This window comes from Skermanella aerolata KACC 11604 (genome assembly GCF_000936425.1).
Lineage (GTDB): Bacteria > Pseudomonadota > Alphaproteobacteria > Azospirillales > Azospirillaceae > Skermanella > Skermanella aerolata.
This window is the reverse complement of record NZ_AVFK01000006.1, coordinates 1-16420: the sequence shown is the minus strand read 5'-3', so window position 1 is coordinate 16420 and position 16420 is coordinate 1. Positions and strand designations below refer to the sequence as shown.

10 protein-coding genes and 1 pseudogene are annotated in these 16420 nt (G+C 56.8%); 7 read left to right on the top strand and 4 right to left on the bottom strand.

Features of this window, described 5'->3' with window-relative positions; all coding sequences use genetic code 11:
* Positions 1-45: 45 nt before the first annotated feature.
* Positions 46-609, bottom strand: coding sequence for a dTDP-4-dehydrorhamnose 3,5-epimerase (gene rfbC / locus N826_RS09515; protein WP_044428050.1), 564 nt, complete (start codon positions 607-609; stop codon positions 46-48).
* Between the two features lie 328 nt (positions 610-937).
* Between rfbC and N826_RS09510 the strand changes: the two genes are divergently transcribed.
* The 7 genes from N826_RS09510 (at position 938) to N826_RS09480 (ending at position 9681) form a co-directional block, all read left to right on the top strand.
* On the top strand, positions 938-2422 hold the full coding sequence (locus N826_RS09510) for a UbiA family prenyltransferase (protein ID WP_084720620.1): 1485 nt from the start codon (positions 938-940) through the stop codon (positions 2420-2422).
* A gap of 10 nt (positions 2423-2432) precedes the next feature.
* The gene (locus N826_RS09505; protein ID WP_044428047.1) at positions 2433-3833 is read left to right on the top strand and encodes an FAD-binding oxidoreductase; all 1401 of its coding nucleotides are present in this window, start codon (positions 2433-2435) and stop codon (positions 3831-3833) included.
* Positions 3830-4567, top strand: a complete 738-nt coding sequence (locus tag N826_RS09500; protein ID WP_044428045.1) for an SDR family oxidoreductase — start codon at positions 3830-3832, stop codon at positions 4565-4567. The genes N826_RS09505 and N826_RS09500 overlap by 4 nt, the downstream gene beginning before the upstream one ends.
* Before the next feature lie 68 nt (positions 4568-4635).
* On the top strand, positions 4636-5592 hold the full coding sequence (locus N826_RS09495; RefSeq protein ID WP_044428043.1) for an NAD-dependent epimerase/dehydratase family protein: 957 nt from the start codon (positions 4636-4638) through the stop codon (positions 5590-5592).
* 18 nt (positions 5593-5610) lie between these two features.
* On the top strand, positions 5611-6963 hold the full coding sequence (locus N826_RS09490) for an NAD(P)/FAD-dependent oxidoreductase (RefSeq protein WP_063772230.1): 1353 nt from the start codon (positions 5611-5613) through the stop codon (positions 6961-6963).
* Complete coding sequence (locus N826_RS09485; protein WP_044428041.1) at positions 6960-7403, top strand: GtrA family protein; 444 nt, start codon at positions 6960-6962, stop codon at positions 7401-7403. Before N826_RS09490 ends, N826_RS09485 begins: the two co-directional genes overlap by 4 nt.
* Before the next feature lie 265 nt (positions 7404-7668).
* Positions 7669-9681: a hypothetical protein gene (locus tag N826_RS09480; protein ID WP_147040394.1), complete on the top strand. Its 2013-nt coding sequence runs from the start codon at positions 7669-7671 to the stop codon at positions 9679-9681.
* Between the two features lie 109 nt (positions 9682-9790).
* Here the strand turns inward: N826_RS09480 and N826_RS45695 are convergent.
* The 3 genes and pseudogenes from N826_RS45695 to N826_RS41570 form a co-directional block, all read right to left on the bottom strand.
* Positions 9791-10947 (bottom strand): annotated as a pseudogene (locus N826_RS45695) (IS701 family transposase).
* Between the two features lie 59 nt (positions 10948-11006).
* The gene (locus N826_RS42935) at positions 11007-12536 is read right to left on the bottom strand and encodes a hypothetical protein (protein WP_147040396.1); all 1530 of its coding nucleotides are present in this window, start codon (positions 12534-12536) and stop codon (positions 11007-11009) included.
* A gap of 324 nt (positions 12537-12860) precedes the next feature.
* Positions 12861-15719 carry a glycosyltransferase family 2 protein gene (locus N826_RS41570; protein ID WP_084720619.1) on the bottom strand — a complete coding sequence of 953 codons (2859 nt, stop codon included), beginning with the start codon at positions 15717-15719 and terminating at the stop codon, positions 12861-12863.
* Positions 15720-16420 lie beyond the last annotated feature (701 nt).

Sequence of the window (16420 nt, the reverse complement as noted above, 5' to 3'; positions counted from 1 at the left end):
CGTGGGGCGTCCGGTGGCAGGAAGGGCAAGAGTGCCGCCCCGCGATCACCGCCGGAGAGTGAAGCAATCCGGCAGGTCAGCCAGGCAAGGGAGCGCAAGGTCTTTGGCCGACAGCACCGCGTCGGCCGGATCCACCGGCCAGTCGATGGCGATATCCTTGTCGATCCAGGAGAGACCGCGGTCGTGCGCCGGGGAATACGGGGCGGACACCTTGTAGAAGACCTCCGTGTCCGGCTCCAGGGTGCAGAAGCCGTGGGCGAAGCCGACCGGTACGAGGATCTGGTTGCCGTCCCGCGCACTGATCACCGCCGAGACATAGGTGCCGTAGGTCGGCTGGTCCCGGCGCAGGTCCACGGCGACATCCAGGATGCTGCCGCGCAGGACCCGGACCAGCTTGGCCTGGGCGACGGGCGGGATCTGAAAATGAAGGCCGCGTACCGTACCGCGCGTGGCGGACAGGGACTGGTTGTCCTGAACGAAGGTTTCTTCGATACCGGCTTCGGCAAGAGCCTGTTTATTATACGTTTCGGAGAAATACCCGCGCTCGTCTCCGAATTTCCTGGGGGTGATGATCTTTACGTCGGCTATGGCGAGTGCTTGGATCTGCATGGTCGTCTGTTCATGAGGGATATTGATCTGGACTTGCCGGATCTGGGGCGCAGCCGACACTCATCCGAAATGATTAGTCATAAAGTGTGAGGGATCCGTTAACTCAGCTTCGGGCAGCTTTGGGCCGCATGGTCGTCCGGTGCGGCGGTGTGGCTTGAGAAGCTCGACGCAATTCGGCTTAATGCTTTATAAACACGTCGCGCATATTACCAACGGAATATGGCGATGTGCCGCCCCATGGGTGGCTGTCGCCTATCTGAACATCGAATACAAAAACCTTAAAATATATAAATATGTGAATTTCAGGTAATAATTAAAGGCTATCCAGATGATCGAGCTAAAGAACTTGCCTGATGTGAAGGAGTTTCCTTCGAAAAGTGAGCGAGTTCATGAGAGCGATTTATTGGTCCCTATCTGTGTCGATCTGGATGGTACGTTGATTCGGACTGATCTGCTGTTCGAGTCGTTTCTTCAGTTGGTCAGGCAGCGGTTTTTCTATCTTTTCCTTATCCCTATCTGGTTGCTGAAGGGCAAGGCCCATCTGAAGGCCGAGATCGCGCGGCATGTGGTTCTGGACATGAATCGCATGCCGGTCAACGAACCGCTCGTCGATTATCTGCGGCAGCGCAGGGAGCATGGTCACCGGCTGTATCTTTTCACGGCGGCCGATGGAAGGCTGGCGCGGCAGATAGCCCAGCGCTTCGACTTCTTCGAAGCGGTTTACGCCAGCGACGGCATCACCAACCTGAGCGGCGCGCGTAAGCTCGCGTCGATCAGGAAGCATGTGGGCGGCGACTTCATCTATGCGGGCGATACCGAGGTCGACCTGCCGATCTGGCGGGAGGCCAGGGGGGCCATCGTGGCCGGCAGCCGGGAGCTGGCTGGCAAGGCCGCACGGCTGACCACGGTCGAGGCGTCGTTCCCGCGCGGCGGCCACTCGCCGCGAGTCTGGGCACGCGCCCTGCGGGTCCATCAGTGGTCCAAGAACCTGCTGGTGTTCGTACCCTTCTTCCTGGCCGGCCCGCTTGCCGACTTCGCCGAATTCCCCAACGTGCTGCTCGGCGCGCTGCTTCTTTCGATCCTGGCGTCCGGCACCTACGTCGTCAACGACCTGCTGGATATCCAGGCGGACCGCCAGCACCGGAGCAAGCGCCGCCGGCCCTTCGCATCGGGCAGGCTGCCGATCAAGTCCGGACTCGCCGCGATCCCGGCCTGCGGGCTCGCGGTCGCCCTGCTCGGCGCCCTGCTGCCCGCCTCGTTCCTCGCTGTCGCGGTCTGCTATCTCGGCGTCAGCCTGGCCTACTCCTTCGTCCTGAAGCGTATCGCCATCCTGGACGTCATCGTGCTCGGCGGGCTGTTCACGTCGCGGATCCTCGCGGGCTCCCTGCTGCTGGCCCAGCCGCCGTCATACTGGCTCCTGATCTTCTCCTTCGCCTTCTTCTTCAGCCTGGCGCTGGTCAAGCGGTACAGCGAGCTTCATGTCGTCGCCTGTGAAGCCGGCGGCGGAGGGAAAGCCCGCGGGTACCTGGTTTCCGACATGCCGATGACCCTGGTGCTCGGGATTTCCAGCAGCATCGCGGCGCTCGTCATCCTGGTGCTTTTCCTGGTCGACAGCCATTTCAGCCGGCTCGTGTATTCGAACCCGGTATGGCTGTGGCCCGTCTGCGTCGCGATCTTCTACTGGATCATGCGGGTGTGGCTGCTGACCACGCGCGGCGAGATGCACGACGACCCCATCGTCTTCGCCCTCAAGGACAGGACCTCGCTGGCCCTGGGCCTGCTGGTCGGGGCCTCCCTCGCGATGGCGTGGTGAGACCGTGGCCATGACGCGCAGCTATCTGTCCTGGGGCCGCTTCCACCGATTCGGCCACGAAGCGGTGCGGCCGTCCCGTGATCAGGACATGCCCGGCCTGCTCGGCGGAGCGCTGCCGCATCCGATGCTGGCGTACGGGATGGGCAGGTCGTACGGCGACTCCTGCCTGAACGACGGCGGTGCGCTGATCGACATGCGGGGGCTCGACCGGTTCCTGGACTTCGACCGGGATACCGGCGTGCTGACCTGCGAGGCCGGGGTCTCGCTCGCGACGATCCTGGGGGTGATCTCGCGGCGGGCCGAACCGGACGCCCTCTGGTTCCTCCCGGTATCGCCGGGCACCAAGTTCGTCACGGTCGGCGGCGCCATCGCCAACGACGTCCACGGCAAGAACCATCACGGCGCCGGCACCTTCGGAGAACACGTCCTGTCGTTCCGGCTGGCGCGGTCGGACGGTTCCGTCATGACCTGCGGTCCGGGCGAGAACGAGCCGCTGTTTCGGGCGACGATCGGCGGCCTGGGCCTGACCGGCGTCATCCTGGATGTCCGGCTTCAGTTGAGGCTGGTCTCCAGCCTGATCCTGGAAGTCGAGGACATCCGCGTCGACAGCCTGGACGAGTTCTACCGGCTGTCCGAGGATAGTCTGGCCGAGTGGGAATATACGGCGGCCTGGATCGACTGCCTGGCGTTCGGCACGGCGCTCGGGCGCGGCATCTACACCCGTGCGCGGCATGCGCCGGCAGGGACGGGACCGGTCCGGAGCAGGCCGGCCGGCGCCGATTCGGGCAAGACAGGTTCGGCCAAGGGCCGGCTGGGCGTGCCGGTCAGCGCGCCCGACGGCATGCTGAACAACACCTTCGTCAAGGCCTTCAACGCCGTCTACCATCGGAAACTCGCCGGTCGCAAGGTCGTGCGGAGGCTGGTGGATTTCGACCCCGTCTTCTATCCGCTCGACGCCATCAACGACTGGAACCGCCTCTACGGCAATGCCGGGTTCTTGCAGTACCAGTCCGCCGTGCCCGATCAAGACGCCTATCAGACGACCCGCGACCAACTCGGGCTGATCGCCGAAGCGGGGCAGGGATCGTTCCTCGCCGTCCTGAAGACCTTCGGCGAGCGCCGCAATCCGGGCCTGCTCAGCTTTCCGGTTGCCGGCACCACGCTGGCGCTGGACTTCCCCAACCGCGGAAATCCCACGCTGGACCTGCTGGAGCGGCTGGACGAGGTGACTGCCCGGGCTGGCGGACGGGTCTACCCGGCAAAGGACGGCCGCGTCAGCGCTGCCCGGTTCCAGGCGTCCTATCCGCAATGGCGGGATCTGGCGGCGCATGCCGATCCGGCATTCTCCTCCAGCTTCTGGCGCCGCGTTACCGGCGGCCACGCCGATCATCAAGACGAGTCCCCGACATGAAGAACGTCGCCATATTCGGCGCGACATCGGCCATCGCCGAACAGGTTGCGCGGCTCTTCGCCGCGGAGGGTTGCCGCCTATATCTGGTCGCGCGCCGCGCCGACCAACTGGAACGCGTGGCAGCCGACCTGCGCGTGCGCGGGGCCGCCGAAGTATTCACGTTCCTGCTCGACTTCGACGACACTGCCAACCATGCGTCCATGCTGGACGATTGTGCCCGGCGCCTGGGCGATATCGCCGTCGCCCTGGTCGCCTTCGGCACCCTTGGCGACCAGGAGCGCTGCAAGAGGGACGTTGCGGCGGCGCAGGCGGAACTTCGCACCAACTTCATGGCGCCGGCGCTGCTGCTGACCGGCCTTGCCCAGCGGATGGAAGACCGCAGGGGCGCCGTCATCGCCGCGATCGGTTCGGTCGCCGGCGACCGGGGACGCCAGAGCAACTACGTCTATGGCGCCGCCAAGGGCGGGCTGGACATCCTGCTGGAAGGGCTTCGCCACAGGCTGGCGCCCAGGGGTGTCGCGGTCGTCACCATCAAGCCCGGTTTCGTCGATACTCCCATGACCGCGTCGTTCCCGAAGGGGCCGCTGTGGGCCAAGCCGGACAAGGTCGCGGGCGACATCAGGCGAGCGATCGAAAAGCGTCGTCCGGTCACATACACACCGGGCTTCTGGCGTTTGATTATGCTCGTAATCAAGTCCGTGCCACGAGCCATTTTCTACAAAACAAAACTTTAACCATATCAACTGCACAATCTGCGCGATTTTTCCTGTCGGAATAGAAGTTTAAGTTTTACGAGGATCGGATGTCCACAACCCGTCTGGCACCTGACGACAAGATAGTCCTGTTCGGCGCCGCCGGCCTAGTCGGGCAGAACCTGGCGCTTCTGCTGCGTGAGGCGGGATACCGCAACATCGTCGGCATCGACAAGCATCCGGTCAATGCCGGTATCCTGCGGAAGCTGGGTACGGTCGACACCGTGATCGAGGCCGACATGGCCGCCCCCGGTCCATGGCAGGATGCCCTGGCCGGAGCGAAGGTCTGCGTGATGCTCCAGGCCCAGATCGGCGGCGAGATCCATGCCGAATACGTCGCCAACAACGTCACGTCCACGGAGAACGCCCTCGACGCGATCCAGCGCCATCAGGTTCCGTATTTCGTCCATATCAGCTCATCCGTCGTCAACTCGCTGGCCGAGGATTTCTATACCGAAACCAAGGAGGCTCAGGAAAAGCTGGTCGTCGAAAGCGGCCTTGCCCACTGCATCCTGCGCCCGACGCTGATGTTCGGCTGGTTCGACCGCAAGCACTTGGGCTGGCTGTCGCGTTTCATGAAGAAAATCCCGGTCTTCCCGATTCCCGGCTCGGGCCGCTACTTGCGCCAGCCGCTGTTCGTCGAGGACTTCGCCCGCATCATCATGCGCTGCATGGAGGTTCAGCCGGCCGGCGACATCTACAACATCAGCGGGCGCGAGCGGATCGATTACATCGACATCATCCGGATGATCAAGCAGGCGACCGGAGCGTCGGCGCCGATCGTCAACATTCCCTACGGCCTGTTCTGGCTCATGCTGAAGGCCTATTCGCTGGTCAACGGCAATCCCCCCTTCACGACCAAGCAACTCGCCGCATTGTCGATCCCGGAGGAGTTCGAGCTGATTCCCTGGTGGGACATCTTCGGCGTGCCTCCGACTCCCTTCGCACAGGCGGTCGAGCGGACGTTCAAGCATCCGAAATACTCGAGCATCGTCCTCGATTTTTAATCGTCCGGAGCGTCATTCATGGCAAACGTAGCCGTCATCGGCGCCGGGGCGATGGGCCTCGCCACGGCGTATTTCCTGCTGAAGGCCGGTCACGAGGTGACCGTCTTCGAAGCCGACGGGCAGCCGGGCGGCATGGCCGCCCATTTCGACTTCGACGGGCTGAGCATCGAGCGATTCTACCATTTCGTCTGCAAGGCGGATCAGCCGCTGTTCGACCTGATGGAGGAAGTGGGGCTGGGCGACGCCATGGTCTGGCGGCCGACCTCGATGGGCTATTTCTTTTCCGGCAAGCTGCATCCCTGGGGCGACCCGCTGTCGCTGCTGCGGTTCCCCCATGTCAGCCTGATCACCAAGCTCCGCTACGGGCTTCATGCCTTCATCTCGACCAAGCGGTCGGACTGGTCGAAGCTGGACCGCATCCCCGCCGATAAATGGATCAAGGGCTGGATCGGCGAGGAAGGCTATACCAAGCTCTGGCACAAGCTGTTCCACCTCAAGTTCTTCGAGCATACCGACAACATCTCGGCCGCCTGGATCTGGACCCGGATCAAGCGCGTCGGAACGTCGCGCCGCAGCATCTTCCAGGAGGAAATGGGCTATATCCGCGGCGGCTCGGAAACGCTGGTCCAGCGCCTGTTCGACGAGCTGAAGCGGATGGGCGGCGTGATGCATCTGGGCACGCCGGCGGAGCGGGTCGAGCTGGAAGGCGGCCGGGTTTCCGGCGTGACCAGCAAGCTGGGGTTCCAGCGCTTCGACCACGTCGTCTCGACGGTCCCGATTCCCTATGTCCCCGGCATGATCCCGGACCTGCCGCCCGACCTGATGGCCGGTTACCGTGCCCAGCAGAACATCGGCGTCGTCTGCGTCCTTCACAAGCTCGCCAAGGCGGTCACGCCGCACTTCTGGGTCAATATCAACGACGACCGGATCGAGATCCCCGGCATCATCGAGTTCTCGAACCTGCGCGACGTGGGGTCGGACCATGTCGTCTACATCCCCTACTACATGCCCCAGAGCCATCCGAAGTTCGAGCGCCCGGACCAGGATTTCGTGGACGAGTCGCTGTCGTACCTGAAGATGATCAACCCGGACCTGACCGATGCCGACGTCAAGGCGTCCAAGGTCGGCCGCCTGCGCTATGCCCAGCCGATGTGTCCCCCCGGATTTCTCGATGGGCTGCCGCCGGTCCGGACCGGGGTGGAGGGGCTTCAGGTGGCGGATACCTCCTACTACTACCCGGAGGACCGGGGCATCTCCGAAGGCATCCGCCTTGCCCGCATCATGGCCGAGGCGATCCCGGTGGAAATCGATCTTGGGCCGGTCCGCCGCGATGTCGGAACGCCTGCCCGTACCGCCGAGACGGCGCCGTGAGCGTCACGTCGGGCATCGTCGGGACCTTTCTCAACAGGCAGTTCCTGGCCTTCCTGCTGGTCGGCGGCTTCGCAGCCCTCGTGAACTGGCTGTCGAGGTTCTACCTGAACGACTTCATGTCGTTCAGCGCCGCCATCGTGCTCGCCTACCTGATCGGCATGGTCACGGCTTTCGTGCTGTCGCGACTAATCGTCTTCGAGAAGTCGGGACGCTCGGCGCAGTCCGATTTCCTGCGCTTTACCATCGTCAATGTCGTGGCGGTCATCCAGGTCTGGCTGATCAGCGTGGCGCTGGCCGGCTGGCTGATGCCATGGGCCGGCTTCACATGGCATGCCGAAGAAGTCGCCCACGCCATCGGCGTCGCGGTACCGGTCGTGACAAGTTACCTGGGGCACCGGGTATTTACGTTTGGCAAAAGCCAAGCCTGTATTATGGATTGAATCATGTACTCTAATACTAAAAAAAATGGTAAAATAAACATAATTTTTCTCAAAAATATTGATGGATTGTTGCGCGTGACAACTGTCGCATTTGCGATGTGTTTTGGAATATTTACATTTTTTCTATGCGTTTCATTTATTATATTTCAATATAGTTCTGTCCTGCATATGGATCAATGGGGATACTATGATTCCAATAGCATTTTGAAAAACATGTTTGGTCAGCATAATGAGCATAGGATCTTAATTCCAAGGATCTTTTTTTTTGATAGACCTACACTATTTCCAAGGTAAAAGCGCATTTCTAATTGTATCAATATTTTTATTTCAGATAATTCATATTTTCTTATTTTGGATAATACTTTCTATATCCGATAGGGTTCCTTGTCGGCAGCGCATTATTTTGACTTCAATGGTTTCAGTTTTACTGTTTTCATTAGTTCAGCATGAAAATTTTCTATGGGGTTTCCAAATTCAATTTGTGGGTGTTTTTGCTGTTGCGACCGCAGCCTTCGCCAGCATTGGTCGATTGGTACAGGTAAGTACCGATCAAAGTACACATAGTAAAATAAATGCCTTACTATGGTTTTTGTTAAGCCTAACGTGTCTTGTATTATCCATATCGATGATGTCAAACGGACTTTTAGTGGGTCCTTTATTAATGTTTTTAGCTTTCTGGTTACGTGTACGGCGTTTGCACCTCATAATAATTTTTGCTGTATTCCTAGCAAGTGCTGTACTTTATCTTCATGATTATCACTCACCTAGTGCACATGCCCAGCCGCTGGAGTCGCTAATGCACATCGACAGCGTCCTACTTTACGCGGCGACCTATCTGGGAGGTCCGTTCGGAGTGATCATAGCCAACACGCTTCAGTTCCTTCAGTTATTCGACGCCGAAGGTGGTTTGCTCGCCGCACAGATCATGGGAAGCTTCGGCCTGTTGATTTCAGTCGGGTTGGGCTTCCTTGTCATTGTCCAATGGCGCGGCGAGACCTGTCGGGCCGAGGCGATTCTGCTGACAATCATCTTCATGGTCGTCGGCACAGCAATAGTGACAGCCTTAGGCCGGCTAAATTTTACTTATACCCAGGCTCTTTCCTCCCGCTATACAACACCGGCTTTGATATTCTGGTCGGCGACGGGTCTTCTTGGCTACCTGATTGCAGCTCGTTTACCTTCCAGTATTGGACGAGCGCTGTCCATTGTTGGTGTTACCGTGTTATCGATCTTGTCGACTATTGTCGTGCTGCATCAGATGTTCGTAATTTGCGGACCTCCGGATATACGCTTGGTCCGAGATGAAGCAGGTATCGCCATCATCCTTGGGGTCAAGGATGATGAAGCCCTCAAGCACATATTTCCAAATCCTTCAATTCCTTGGCAGGCTCGCGATTTTCTGCGCCAGAAGCGCCTTTCCATGTTCTCTGAGCCCTTCGTTGAGTGGTATGGTTTGAACATCCGCGACAAGTTCCATTTAGCGCCTAAAAGCCGGTGCCAAGGCGTCATCGATAGTTTCGATGTTATAGTTTCTTCCGGATCGGGAACGCTACGAACCCACGGTCGTGTGAAGGGATGGGCTTGGGATAGGGAAAGCGCGTCTGTCGCGCAGATCATCGTCATCGCTGACGAAAGGGATGTCATTGTCGGTCTTGGGTTGTCTGGACACTGGCGGCCGGATGTATCCAAAACATTGCCGACGATAAAATCTGCGCGTGTTGGCTGGCAAGGTTATGTGAACGCGGTAGCAGGGAATTCCCTGACAGCCTACGCAGTGACCGATGATGGACAAACGATCTGCCAACTTGACCAAGAGCACGTTGCCCCTCAGCCAATGATTGACATCAATGAAGTGATTCAAATGAGCAAAATAGTGAGTAAAAATATACGTCTTAATGGCATGTGGCAATTGGATGGTGATGATCATATAAATGTCATCCGTCCTGACCCGAATGACAAGGTTTACGGGTCTTGGAATGGTAGTGACGCCAATGTCGGTAATCTTGTCCTCGACGGACTTTCAGTTCCAGTTAGCCGTCGGATCGTCATTCCCGTAGTTACAGGCCCTTCATCCTCCAGCTTATCTATTGCTGTACTCGACTCCTCGGGGCGCGAATTAATGCGAATCCAACCAGAGTCACCCATGAAATGGGCAGCACTGGTAATCAAAGTTCCACTAGACGCCGGCGCAACTATTGATCTGTCGGTTGATGACAATGGTCCAGGTTGGGGGCAATGGATGGCCATTGGAACACCGCGTGCAGTTCCGGATCTTTAGCATTACAGTTGCGAGTTCCTTTTGAAGTGTAATTTCTGGGCCATGGCCTGGTGACATCGGCGCCAGAGGGACCATGCGACAACGAAAGCTGGTTCAATGCGGCGCTGGATCAGACGCCAGGCAATACGACGGATCTCCTGGAGTGACCATCGCACCATGGATTTCGCTGATGGGTCAGTGGTCTTTTTTGGGGTGACGTGAGGGTATCCGCCTTGTGGCGGATCGCCATGAGCAGGGCGAAAGCAAGCATGACCAGCGAGACATGGCGATGCCAGCCGTGCCAGCTTCGGGTTTCGTTGTGGGCAAGGCCCAGTTCGGTTTTCGCGGTCTCGAAGGCGTCCTCGATCGGCCACCGCCGCCCCTCGACCCCGACCAGGACTTCCAGAGGCGTACCGACCGGACACCATGTTGAGAAGAAGGCCATCTTGCCGTCACTCAGACCTCGCCGGATCAGCAGGCCGCGTGTCCAGATCGTTTGAGCGGAGCGACACCCGAAGAAACCTTGCGCATCAATGTCGGCCAGTTCCAGATAACTCCGGTCGTAAAGCCTTGGCTCCTTTGTCCCGGCTCCGGGTTGTGCGTGGTGCTTGCGACACCGAGCACGTATCCCTTGCCGGCCCGGCGCAGCGTCATCTCCACTTCGCCGACTCCGTAGACGCTGTCCACCGCCACCCAGACGAAGGGTACGCCGGCGCCGATTGCCCGCTCGATCACTTCAACCGCTAGGCGCGGCTTGGTCGCGAACCGGACGTCCTTAGGTTAGGGACGTGGGCCGCCGCCAGGCGGCTCGGATCGTCGGCCCAGGCAGACGCCGGTCGATGAAAGCGTGGCCTTTGGTGGACACATAGGCGACAAAAACGCCGACCTGGCAGTTGGTAATCTTGCCCGCCGACCCGGTGTACTGCCGTCCAACGCCGCACGACGCCTTGCCCTGCTTGAGGAAGCCGGTTTCGTCGATGACCAGCACGCCGTCGCCTTCGGCCAGCGTCTCAAGCGTATAGTCGCGCACAACATCGCGCATCGCGTCGGCATCCCAGTGGCTGCGGCCCAGCACCGCCTGCTGGCGCCAAGGACCGACGTCGCCGCCGGCCTCTGCCCGCATCTCCAGCCCGCCCTGCGACGCTCCGGCCCAAGCAGCGTGTCAAGGAAAGCCACCGCAGAGGCCAGGACGCTCGGGTGATCGATCAACCAACCCAGCCGGGCCTGGGCTTTCCGCAGTTCGGCCGACAAAAGCTCCAGAAGATCTTCAATGGCGACACCGCTCATCGCATCTCTCCCGAAACATTGGTCAACAGGGAGTAGGCATTAACGCTGCAATTGTAATGCTACAGCGCATACTGAAATATGGTTACGGCGACATGCGCCAAAGTAAGTCCAGCAGCCGGCCAGAAGCCAAAGACGGACACAGTCACTATGGTGCCGGATATCAGTAGAAGCTGAGGCAGCATGCTGCCTTGGTGAATGACCGTGCTCCCCGGCAAAAACATCAACCACACCCACACCATCGACGATATCATAAAGAGTAGCGCAAGTGGTCTAGTCTTGCTCAATATCAGTCCAAGAGGGACTAGGTATGAAAATACACCAATTACGCCTAATCCTGATGCCATAAAGAAGAATTGGCTTACTCGCACCTCAGCAAGCATCTTTCGAGCAGCATCGATATCACCTGCGGCGACATGTTCCGATGCCAAAATTGTCTTATGGACAACATTATCGTAATCAAGAAAAAGCCAGCTAAAGTTCTGAAGACGACCATCTATCCACGCTAACATTGAAGTAGATGCTAACTGGTCTCTCGCTGCTTCTCCAATTGTTCGGCTATCGATTTCTATTACTCCGAGCAAATGCCATTTTGTCAACCGGTTGGCCGGTGGGTCGTAATAATTCTGATAAGCCATCCACGGCGCGTACATCAAAACAAATGCAACAAATCCAGCGAGAAGATAATTGGGTCTGCCGAACCTGTGAAGTGCTAGCGCAGTTAACGCCATTGCAGCGAGTGCAAAGGATGTTGCGCCGTGTCCAAGCAATGCAAACGCGGCAGAGAGACCAGCAGCAGCCCCCATCAACCAGTCCCCTCGCGTGCGATCATGCAAGGGTGTAAAGTAAAGTGCTGTAGTTATGCATAATATTCCACCAGATATTAATTTGGGCCAAACAAAGCTACCGTTAACTATGACAAAGGGGGTGAAGAATGTCGTAACCATTGCAAGTATAGCGTAGCGGGGCGATATTTCTAGGGCTCTGGTTAATACCCATACCCCGACTAGGCAGAACATCTGGAATGAGATCGAACTGAACTGATAATTCAGCATATCATAACCAATTGGTAGCCCTAATAATAAATACAGGCCTACTTGAAGAGGTGGCCGGTCACTGCTTAGCCATTCCCCGACCATTGGTATTCGAATCACGCCATCACGCAAATTCTCGACAAAGATAAACGGTAAGATATTGTCCGTGGGCAGTGAATGGGTCCATCGCAATCGGGCAGTTTCTATCGGCTGTGAAAGATCGGTACCTAAGTGAGTCCACAACGCCAGAACAATAGATGCTAATGCAAGTCCAATGACCGGAACCGCAGCCTCGTATCGAAACTCCTGTTTCCAAAGAGATCGTGTGAACAGTACGCTACCCACTGTCCAAAATAGGATTTTTAATAATAACGACAGAGGGTATAGGAGAAATGCTATCCAAAACTGAATCATGCCCAATAAGCAGATAATAATAATAGCAAAAGCAACTGATTTCACAGAATCACCAATGTGATGCCTGATTGTAGACGCAATGGAAAAAATAAAGCACGAAATAATTATGATTTGGAAGATCGATATGATGAGTGGCATGATCATGTTAAATACTTTCTAATACGAACTTATCATCACAACAACAGGTTAAGTTTTCCTATTATTTCCGCGAAAATTTATAGATCAAATTTTCTCGTAAAAAATCAAACGTATAGGCAAATTTTGATTTTCTTGCCCCGCACGATATTGTTCTGGTTCAAACAGATGATTTGCCCGTTCACATGTGGGTCTTTGTTGGGCTGTGGCCCAACAGCAACTCGCCATCGCTGGCGGGAACCATCCGTTTCAGCCATAACACTGATCGGCCTTGCCGACGGATGTTAGAGCAAAGCTGGCTAGGTTGCATTTTCGTATGATGCATTCCATTCATCAGCCTTTCAGCCAAGGTTTTTTAGCGCGGCTCGGAAATCCGAGAGCGAAATCTTCGCTGTCGAGTGTCAGGTTCGGACTGTAGTAGGGGTCGTTGTCCAGGACTTCGGACCAGCGCGTGCGCATGTACATCAGTTCGCGTGCAAAGCGTTCGGCCTTCTCAGGAGCCATGTCGGTCCCGCGTGATGCCGACTCCAAATGGTACAGCTCGGCGAAGGGAGTCCAAACGATATCGAATCCTGCCTCCCGAACCCTCAAGCACAGATCGACGTCATTGAACGCAACGGCGAGGTTCTTTTCGTTGAATCCGCCGACCTTGATAAAGCAGCTCCGCCTCATCACCAAGCATGCCGCCGTAACGGCCGAAAGATATTGAGGGATCTGGATACGGCAGCAGTAGCCGGGTTCCGTGCCTCCCAGATGCTTGTGCGAGTGTCCGGCGACTCCGCCCAGTCCAACGATGACGCCGCCGTGCTGGAGCGTGTCATCGGCATAGCGTAACTTGGCGCCGACTGCTCCGACATTCGGCCGGATTGCGTGTACCACCATCTCCCGCAGCCAGCCCGAACCAATCACCTCGATGTCGTTGTTGATAAAGCCGATGATGCTGCCGCGGGCCTGCTGCACACCGAAGTTGTTGATGGCCGAGAAGTTGAAAGGGCCGGTGAATTTCACTATTCGCACGCGCTCGTCACCTGCCAGTGACTTGAAATAATCGTGCGTCTTGGGCTCTACGCTTTCGTTGTCGAGAATTAGGACTTCGATCTTTGGGTAATCGGTCCGATTCAGGATACCGTCGACGCAACCCCGCAACAGATCGACCCGGTCACGGGTTGGGATCAGCAGTGACACCAGAGGCGCAGGGCTCGGCAATGGCCGGATGACGCGATTATAGCCCAGGAAGCCGCCCGTGACCTCGACCTCCTCACCAATGCTTTCGAAATAGTCGACAAGCGCGCGGCGGCTGGAATCGACAGCCTTGTCGAGAAAGTCGGTTGAGTAGGAGCCGGAGGACTCGAAAACCCGCCAGTGGTAAAGGATGAATGGAATGTGGCGGATGCGTTCGGGTGGGGTCCGGGCGATGACGCGCAGGGCAAGGTCATAATCCTGGCTGCCCTCATATCCTTCCCGGAATCCGCCAATTTCCCGTATCAGAGAAGTTCGGAAGACGCCCAAGTGGTTGACCATGTTCATGGAACAGAACATCTCAAAGTTCCAGTCCGACTTGAAATGCGGATCGTACCTCCAGCCTCGCTCATCAATCTTATCTTCGTCTGAATAGATCAAGTCTGCATCCATATGTGCATTCAATTCCGCCGCGATCATGTACAGAGCATGGACCGAAATAACATCGTCATGGTCCATTAGAGCAGTAAAGTCGCCGGTTGCGAGTTCGAGCGCAGAATTGCTTGCCGCCGAGATGTGCCCGTTGATTGGTCGGAACACGATCTTTATCCGCTTATCCCTCTCCTGATAGCGTGTCAGAATCGCCTTGATGTTTGATTTCGTCGATGCATCGTCAGCAATGCAAAGTTCCCAGTGAGGATAAATCTGGGCCAGTACCGAATCGATCGCCGCCTTGAGAAATTCCGGCTGGGTGTTGTAGGTCGGCATGATGATGGAGATCAGCGGTTTGTACTCAAGCTGCTCAACGTGGGTCTTGATCTTCTGGAGGTCGCTCTTGTTGAGACCTCCGGGTCCCTCCAGCCAATAGCTATAGCGGTCGTGTTTCCTGGAGTTGTTGTACGTGAACACCTCGTCCCACACCGCAGCGAGACCCCGGCGCCATACCCCGCCGAGAGTTTTAAAAGCTCCATGCGGAGATCTTTCCAGCAATTCCAACAGTATCTTGCTTCGGCTTGCCTTTGATATACGGAGATCGCTGATAGCAAAGCGGCCTTGGTGGGCCATTGGATCAAACCGCAATCTTAGTGAGTCGTCGGGAATTCGGACAATCTGACACGCTCGTCCGACCTCGGCCATATCGAGGGGTAGTTCGACTGCCTTTGTGAGGTTGGTGTCTGCACCGGCATAGATAACTGGATTGAGGGGCAAGTCCGCTTCGAGCACATCGAATGAAATTTTGGCCCAGCCGCATGGTGGGCCGCCGGATGCATGCTGAACGTTGAACTGAGGGTCGTCGCCGGTGCTGGTGAAGCTGCCGTCTGGATTCTGTATGAGATCGTGTATCGGCTCGATTCGGCATAACCCCTGCCTTACCGCCGACCGGTCCAATCGGCGTCGTGCGACTGCCCGGTGCCAAATCGTCCAGGCGGTCGTGATCTTGCGCATCGGCGCAGTCAATCTCCACGAGCTTGATGTCAGGAATTCCTGTAACATCGTGTCGCAGACGTGACTTTCCTCACGGATGCTATGCTCGATAGCGGCTACTTCGAGCTGGCGCTGAGAGGCTTGGCTGCTTAGGTCTGCTAAAATATGGTCCTTTTGTAACGTGATCTCAGCGAGAGCGGTTGCATGCGCCTTCAGCCTTTTCAGGTGCTGGTCCCGTGATGATACAACGGTTTCCAGCGATTTCAGGCGGTTCCTGAGGTTCCTGCGCTTAAATCTCCGAAAGAAGAATGCAGGAGCACGTACCACGGCCGCGGCTTTCCACCAGAACGAATCAGTAAAGCGGTGCTTTTCGGCATGCCGGTGCCTGATCTTCTCTCCTAGAAGGCGGCGAGCTTCAACCAAAGCTGAGTCGTACCGCACTAAATCAGCTTGAATCAGCGCCATTGACTGATCTCTCTTCAATAACTCCTTTTCAAGATCAGATATTCTGGTATTAAAATCTGCAATATGAACTTCCTGCTCAACTGCAAATTTTTCTATAGATTTAAATTTCTTAGATAGGCTCATAACTTCACTTACTAAATGAGTGTTGATATTAAATTGGGTGGCTTGAAGACGGAGGCACGCTAACCAGAAGAAATTAATTAAATACTAATATATGTTGCCCCATTAGGAGTGTCCGCAAGAAAGTCATGACTATGTTTCAACGATATGTAGTGAGTTGAATAAACCAGTATGAACTGTGATTGGGATTGGTGACCGCAAGGGTGGCGACGCTCAAGTCGGCGATGTCGGCGATGTCGGCGACGGTGACGTAACCGTCTGTCGGCGAACTGGCGAAGGGACCCTTGTGCTCGTCCCAGCATGCATCTGTTTCCCGACTGCAACATCGTCGCAATCGCTTGACGGGCAGTGAACGCAGCATTTCTTAGAGTGTCGATACATGTTTCATTGGCACACCCCCGGTCGGGAAGGTCTCTGTCGAACGACTCGGATTGGTGGAGCACTTCGGCGCGCTGGAGCGCCTGAATTACCTGAATGTGTTGATGGCCGGCGCAGTATGTCTCCTTTCATAGGGACACCCTGCCGACGCCGGCCATTCGGACTCGGCCGGCGTCAGCAGGTTCACTGGGCCGCAGCCCTGCATAAAGTGCCGAAACGAAAGCTGAACTTCCCTGCGATTGCCTTCGGCTCGATTCCACGCATGTCAGGCGGATACTGAACCGCCCCAGGATTCCTGGAGGCCGGTTTAGTTGAGTCACGCCGCT

Excerpts from the sequence above, each read along its gene's own strand:
- N826_RS09505 (WP_044428047.1), top strand. The coding sequence starts at position 2,433 with ATGACGCGCAGCTATCTGTCCTGGGGCCGCTTCCACCGATTCGGCCAC.
- N826_RS09500 (WP_044428045.1), top strand. The coding sequence starts at position 3,830 with ATGAAGAACGTCGCCATATTCGGCGCGACATCGGCCATCGCCGAACAG.
- N826_RS09510 (WP_084720620.1), top strand. The coding sequence starts at position 938 with ATGATCGAGCTAAAGAACTTGCCTGATGTGAAGGAGTTTCCTTCGAAA.
- N826_RS41570 (WP_084720619.1), bottom strand. The coding sequence starts at position 15,719 with ATGAGCCTATCTAAGAAATTTAAATCTATAGAAAAATTTGCAGTTGAG.
- N826_RS09495 (WP_044428043.1), top strand. The coding sequence starts at position 4,636 with ATGTCCACAACCCGTCTGGCACCTGACGACAAGATAGTCCTGTTCGGC.
- rfbC (WP_044428050.1), bottom strand. The coding sequence starts at position 609 with ATGCAGATCCAAGCACTCGCCATAGCCGACGTAAAGATCATCACCCCC.
- N826_RS42935 (WP_147040396.1), bottom strand. The coding sequence starts at position 12,536 with ATGATCATGCCACTCATCATATCGATCTTCCAAATCATAATTATTTCG.
- N826_RS09490 (WP_063772230.1), top strand. The coding sequence starts at position 5,611 with ATGGCAAACGTAGCCGTCATCGGCGCCGGGGCGATGGGCCTCGCCACG.